The organism is Rothia sp. 27098_8_29 (assembly GCF_041432785.1).
Lineage (GTDB): Bacteria > Actinomycetota > Actinomycetes > Actinomycetales > Micrococcaceae > Rothia > Rothia mucilaginosa.
In genome coordinates this window covers 1-3526 of sequence record NZ_JAPWAI010000020.1, presented here as the reverse complement: position 1 = coordinate 3526, position 3526 = coordinate 1, and the positions used below count along the sequence as shown (strand labels likewise).

Genomic DNA, 3526 nt, shown 5'->3' with positions numbered 1-3526 from the left:
TGCGGGTTGTGATTCGTCATGAAGTGTTTCGTGCGTCTTTTGGGTTTCGGCTGATGTGGCGGACGCGGGCGCGGCATCAGCTCGGCCTGTCTTTTTTGGGGTGGTCCGGGACGGTGTGCTCCCGGCGCGGCCCAACAGGCGAAGATTAACTATACCAACTGGACGGTATAGTTTCAAGCGGTTAGACTGGTACCCATGAGCACTCCCAACCACCGCAAACAACGAGCCAATAACTCTAGCGAGCACATCCTCGACACCTACGTCGACCTGCTGATTCACACCGGAGAACGCGCCGCAACCCTCGACGCCGTCGCCACCGCCGCCAAGGTGTCCAAGGGCGGGCTGCTCTACCATTTCTCCTCCAAGAAGGCGCTCCTCGAGGCACTCGCCGAACGCACCGTCACCCTGGCGGAAGAAGACTTTGAGACCATGGCGCAGGCACCCGAAGGGGCAAGCGCCTACTACATCAACTCCTCCATTCCGAGTGACACCCCCTTCGACCGGGCCCTCATTGCCCTCAGCCGCCTGGCACAGAATAACAACGAGCTCGCCCAGCAAACCCTAGCCCGCGTGCAGGAGGGCTGGCACTCGCTCATTCTTGCCGAGCTCGGTGACGAACGCATCGCCCGCGCCGTGCTGCTTCTGGGTGACGGAATGTACTACAACGCGGCACTCGGAGGCGACTCCGCCAGCCCGCAGAGGGCCGCAGCCATCGCGGCAGACCGTGCGGCACTCGAACGCGCCCTGCAGGTTCTCAAGGCGGCGGCTCGTTAAACCACAAAAGCCACTCTATACAGCGGTTAAAGCCACAAGCTAAAACCGCTGCCTCACACCCTATTCTTCAGCGCCACCGAGCACCCGGGGCTTAAACTGGAAGGGCACGTATCTACTCTTCAACCTAAGGAGTTCCGATGATTTTCATTGCTGTAAAGTTCCCCGTCAAGCCCGAATACGCCGACCAGTGGATTGAGAAGACCCGCGCTTTCACCGAGGCAACCCGCGCCGAGGAGGGCAACAAGTTCTTCGAGTGGTCCCGCAGCGTTGAGGACCCGAACGAGTTCGTTCTGCTCGAGGCTTTCAACGACGACGCAGCTGGCCCGCACGTGAACTCTGACCACTTCCAGCAGGCTATGAAGGACATGCGTCCGATGCTGACCGCAACCCCGAAGATTATTTCTCGCCTGATTGACGGCGAGGACTGGGACGCTATGGGCGAGCTGCAGATCGACTAGTCTGCACCCCTACTCTGCATCTAAAACTGCATAGTTAGACTCTGGGCGCCCCTTCTGCCTGTTCTATTGGACAGGCAGGAGGGGCGCTTTGGTGTGTCCGGTACCTGAACTTTTCCCCTTGACACGACGCGGATGGTACCGGTTTTCGACTCAGCGGGTGCCTTGCGTGCATTTTTACCCTATTAACCCCTTAAAATGGGTAGAGTATGCACACCTATCGATACCCATTCGCACAGGAGGTCTGAATGAGCATCGCATCCCAGCCTCTTCCCGGCGCAGTCGCCGTTGAAGAGCACAACGACGTGGACCACACCTCTGTATCCCTCGCCGTCTCGACCGTTATTCTGGCACTGCGCCCCAAGGAAAACGAAACCCACCCTACCCTGTGGCTGCCGCTGGTTCGCCGCCTCCGCGAGCCTTATAAGGGCCAGTGGGCGCTTCCTGGCGGTCCGCTCAACCCGAATCTTTCCCTCGAAGAGGCAGCCGCTTCGACCCTGAAGCGCGCAACTAACCTGCAGCCCGGCTACCTGGAGCAGCTCTACGCATTCGGTGACGTTCTGCGCACCCCCGAGGCGCGCGCCGCCCGCGTTGTGGGCGAGCCCGACCCGGCACCCGGCACTGATCACGAGCGCGTGGTTTCCGTGGTGTACTGGGCGTCGATTCCCGCCACCGAGGTCGCGAACACTCGCGTGCACGAGAACATCCGCTGGTTCCCGGTGGATGAGCTGCCCGAGCTCGCCTTCGACCACAACGAAATCATTGAGTACGCGCTCTACCGCCTGCAGAACAAGGTCGAGTACTCGCGTATTGCGCACTCTTTCTTGGGCGAGGAGTTCACCCTGGCGCAGCTGCGTGAGGTGTACGAGGCGATTCTGGGTCGCACCCTGGATCCGGCGAACTTCCGCCGCCAGATTGCGGCATCGAAGTCGATTATTGACACCGGCCGCCGCGTGGAGGGCACCCGTCACCGCCCGCCGCGCCTGTACCGTTACAACGACGCTCAGGCGTACGCGGATGCGGGCCCGCTGGGCATGTACCGCGAGCGCCACGAGGCGTAATAGCCTTTCGCGCGTTGTACGCGCGCAGATTTAATGCCTAAAAGGAGGGGCGGCACCGTGCGGTGTCGCCCCTCTTTTTGCGTTCTCTAGGGGGTATCGGCACTTGTCAGGCGGTTTTTCGGGAGGGTGTTTGACTCAGCACCCGCACGCTCCCTATGCTGGAGCCATCAGCTCTCTATCCATACTGCCCCGCCGTGAGGGTAACCTAAGAGGCTGAATGCAATGTTTGACCGAAGCCACCCAAGGCGCGACCGGGGCGGTATTCGGAATCTAGGAGGCATCAAAGAAATGACCCACCGAGCATAAGCCCGGATCCAACGACACCAGGTCAATGCGCTTTTATGCGTCCACCCCACTACCCGGGCTTACGTGTACCTACAGACCGCGCTCGGGTTTTTTCATATTCTCATGCCTAACATGCACTACGATGGCGGGAATCCGAGCACCCATTCGAAGGAACTCGGCCCATGCCACACCACATTACACTCGACCATATTTCGTATGCACATCCGGGTGAGCCCCCACTTTTCACAGACCTTTCCGCGGTATTTTCTGCGCCACTCACCGGGCTTATCGGCGATAACGGCGCCGGAAAAACTACCCTCTTCAGACTTATTCTTGGCGACATAAACCCTAGTCAAGGCATAATCAGCACCCCACCGCACATAGCGTACCTACCACAAGATTTAGGGTTGAGTGGGCATCAGCATCTTGCCGATATTTTTGGAATTACAAAAATACTGCAGGCGCTTGATGCGCTGGAATCGGGCGAATATTCCCCCAGCCTTTACGACACCATAGGCGACGCCTGGGATATTGAAGAACGCACCCTCGTAGCCCTTGCCGAACATGGTTTTGGTCCTGCCCTCACTACGACCGATACACAGGCCCGTCGCAACCTTCTGATGCGTCCCCTTAGCACCTTTTCAGGTGGTCAGACGGTCACAGCCGCACTCACCGCGCTTCTGTATTCAGATCCAGAGTTCATTCTGCTCGACGAGCCGACGAATAACCTAGACTCCGCGGCGAAAGCCCAGCTCTTCACGACACTGGAGGCGCTGCCCTGCCCGGCGCTCATTATTAGCCACGACCGCGACCTGCTGGAGCGCGTGAACGTGATTGCGGAGCTTCACGCCGACCGCCAGGGGCTGGCGCATCTGCGCCTCTTCGAGGGTAACTACAGCACCTACCGGCAGGCGCTGGACACCGAGCAGCAGGCGGCTCAGCGCCGCGTGA

Annotated in this window: 4 protein-coding genes; all 4 read left to right on the top strand. The window is 59.6% G+C overall.

The window, feature by feature from the left end; translation table 11 throughout:
* Positions 1 to 195 precede the first annotated feature (195 nt).
* Positions 196 to 774, top strand: a complete 579-nt coding sequence (locus O3649_RS08990; protein WP_049350270.1) for a TetR/AcrR family transcriptional regulator — start codon at positions 196 to 198, stop codon at positions 772 to 774.
* Between the two features lie 137 nt (positions 775 to 911).
* Complete coding sequence (locus O3649_RS08985) at positions 912 to 1232, top strand: putative quinol monooxygenase (protein ID WP_049350269.1); 321 nt, start codon at positions 912 to 914, stop codon at positions 1230 to 1232.
* A 245-nt stretch (positions 1233 to 1477) separates the two neighbouring features.
* Complete coding sequence (locus tag O3649_RS08980) at positions 1478 to 2290, top strand: NUDIX domain-containing protein (RefSeq protein WP_049341969.1); 813 nt, start codon at positions 1478 to 1480, stop codon at positions 2288 to 2290.
* A 467-nt stretch (positions 2291 to 2757) separates the two neighbouring features.
* On the top strand, positions 2758 to 3526 hold a 769-nt coding region (locus O3649_RS08975), incomplete at its 3' end, for an ATP-binding cassette domain-containing protein (protein WP_371573879.1).